General features: G+C 74.2%; 3 protein-coding genes. 2 read left to right on the top strand and 1 reads right to left on the bottom strand.

Features of this window, described 5'->3' with window-relative positions; all coding sequences use genetic code 11:
• Positions 1-1,446: glycoside hydrolase family 2 TIM barrel-domain containing protein (locus PROKR_RS20815; protein ID WP_051433202.1), on the top strand; the 1,446-nt coding region annotated here is incomplete at its 5' end.
• A gap of 39 nt (positions 1,447-1,485) precedes the next feature.
• Here PROKR_RS20815 and PROKR_RS20810 read toward each other — a convergent pair.
• Positions 1,486-2,139 (bottom strand): TetR/AcrR family transcriptional regulator, encoded by a 654-nt coding sequence (locus PROKR_RS20810; protein ID WP_036966778.1) that lies wholly within the window; start codon positions 2,137-2,139, stop codon positions 1,486-1,488.
• Positions 2,140-2,193: 54 nt separating this feature from the next.
• Here PROKR_RS20810 and PROKR_RS20805 point away from each other — a divergent pair.
• The coding region (locus tag PROKR_RS20805; RefSeq protein ID WP_036966775.1) for an NAD-dependent epimerase/dehydratase family protein at positions 2,194-2,530 on the top strand (337 nt) is incomplete at its 3' end.

Here is a 2,530-nt window from a genome sequence, read left to right as displayed (position 1 = left end):
GCGGGGGAGCGGGTCGAGCTGGTCGCCGACGGCGCGGGCGCGGCGTCGGGCCGGATCGAGATCACGGAACCCCGGCTGTGGAGCCCGGCGGACCCCCACCTGTACGTGCTCACGGTGACGAGCCGGGCCGCCGGCGCCGCCGAACCCGACGTCGTCGCGGTCACCGGCGGGCTGCGCCGCATCGACCGCCGGGGCGAGCACCTGTATCTCAACGACGAGCGGATCTACCTGCGCGGCGTGCTCGACCAGGGCTACTGGCCCGACTCCGGGCTCACCGCCCCCGACGTCGACACCCTGGTCGCCGACCTGGAGCACGCCCGCGACCTCGGCTACAACCTGGTCCGCAAGCACATCAAGCTGGAGGACCCGCGCTGGCTGCACCACGCCGACCGCACCGGCATGCTGGTCTGGGCCGAGCCGCCCGCCCCCAGCCGGTTCAGCCCCGAGGCCGCGCGGGCCTTCGAGGAGCAGGTCGCGCCCATGGTCGAGCGCGACGGCAACCACCCGAGCATCGTGATCTGGGGCCTCTACAACGAGGAGTGGGGCCTCGACTGGGACATCCCCGGCAGCGCCGACCGCGCTGCCGCCGCCGTCCGGGCCTACGACACGCTGCGCGCCCTCGACGACACCCGTCCGATCGTCGAGAACTCCGGCTGGGCCCACGTCCGCACCGACCTCGTGGACTGGCACTACTACGACGAGGACCCAGCCGCCTGGGCCGCGAACGTCGCGGAGCTCGCGGACGGCTCGAACGAGGCCTTCCCCGTGCGGCTGGCGCCGGACTTCCTGGCGAAGAAGTCGCTCTACGGGTCGGCGGACCACCCGCGCACCGGCCTGCCCGTGCTGAACAGCGAGTACGGGGCGGGGTTCACCAGCCTCGAACGGGCCTGGCACCTGCGCTGGCAGACCCAGGAGCTGCGCCGGCACGACCGGTTCGCCGGCTACGTCTACACGGAGCTGACCGACGTCGAGCACGAGATGGCGGGCCTGCTCGACGTCGACCGCCGGCCCAAGGACCGTGGCGGCCTCGAACCCCGCGACATGAACGCCGAGACGGTGCTCGTGGTCGACCTGGTCCCCGCACACGCGGGCGCCGACCTCCCCGTGCCGGACGCCGAGCTCGACCTCGACGTGCACGTCTCGCACCACGGCCCGGGGGTCGTGCGCGGGCAGGTTCGCGCGGCCTGGGTTCCGGCGGGCACGCCCTTCGCCGAGGCTCGGCTCGAGGGCGACGTTGGATCGTCCGGCGTCGTGCCGCAGACCATCGAGGCCAAGCCGTTCGTCCTCAGCCCGGCCGTCCGGGTCACGGTGCCGCCGCCCGCCCCGGCGGCGTCGGCTCGCCTGCACCTGTGGCTCGTGGACGACGACGGCGCCGTCCGGGCGCGGACGTTCGTGGACGCGGCGCCGGTCGAGGAACCCAACCGGCGCGGCGAGCGCTGGGCGTGACCCCGGCCTGACCTGGCGTGACCCCGCTGCGCGGCGGGGTCAGGCCTCGTGCTGTCGTGTCTCGCCGGGCAGTCCGGTGAGGGCGTCGACCGACCGGCCGATCTGGCCGACGGCGCGGGCGAGCAGGTCGTCGGGGTCGGTGTCCCAGGTCTCGGCCTTCTGGGTGAGCAGGCCGTCGAGCGCCAGCGCCGCCAGGCCGTGACCCGTGGCCCAGAGCGTGAGACCGAGCGCGTGCGGGTCGGCGACGCCGAGCCGGCCGACCAGTTCGGTCAGCACCTGGAGCGCGGCGTCGCCGGCCTCCTGCACGGCCGGATGCTTCTCGGGCTCGGAGAGCTCGGGACGGAACATCACCTGGAAGTGGCCCGGCTGCCGCCGGGCGAAGGCGACGTAGGCGGCGACCGTCCGCGCCACCTCGTCGCCGCCCGACGTGGTACCCCGCCGGCCGACTGCGCCCAGCAGGTCCTGGGTGAGCAGCTCGAAGCCGCGGGCCGAGATCGCGGACAGCAGGGCCGCCCGGTCCGCGAAGTGGTGGTACGGCGCGCCCGGGCTCACGCCCGCCTCGCGGGCGACGCGCCGCAGACTCACGGCGGCGATCCCCTCGGCCTCGATGAGCCGCACGCAGGCTTCGACGAGCTCCTCGCGCAGCGCGCCGTGGTGGTACGTCTCCCGTTTGCGTGACCCGTTGACCTCCATGGCCGCAATCTATACGGTGCTCATAATCTGAACACTGCTCAGACTGGAGATGCGATGTCGAGGGTTCTTGTCACCGGCGCCACGGGATTCATCGCCGGGCACGCGATCGAGGAGCTGCTCCGGAACGGTCACGAGGTGCGGGGGACGGTGCGCTCGCTGCGGGATCCCGCGCGCGTTGTGCACCTGCACCGGGTCGCGGGCGCCGTCGGCGGACGCCTCGAGCTGGTCGAGGCCGACCTGTCCCGCGACGACGGCTGGGACGACGCCGTGGCCGGGCAGGAGTACGTGCTGCACATGGCCTCACCGTTCCCGGCCGCGCCGCCGCGGCACGAGGACGAGCTGGTCGGGCCGGCCGTCGACGGCACCCGGCGGGTCCTGGCGGCAGCCGCCC

The organism is Promicromonospora kroppenstedtii DSM 19349 (assembly GCF_000515355.1).
GTDB classification, from domain to species: Bacteria; Actinomycetota; Actinomycetes; order Actinomycetales; family Cellulomonadaceae; genus Promicromonospora; species Promicromonospora kroppenstedtii.
The sequence above is the reverse complement of the archived record's forward strand: the minus strand, read 5'-3'. Positions and strand labels throughout refer to the sequence as shown.

What these genes read in the sequence shown, in the direction of transcription:
- PROKR_RS20810 (WP_036966778.1), bottom strand. Translation starts at nt 2,139, where the DNA reads ATGGAGGTCAACGGGTCACGCAAACGGGAGACGTACCACCACGGCGCG.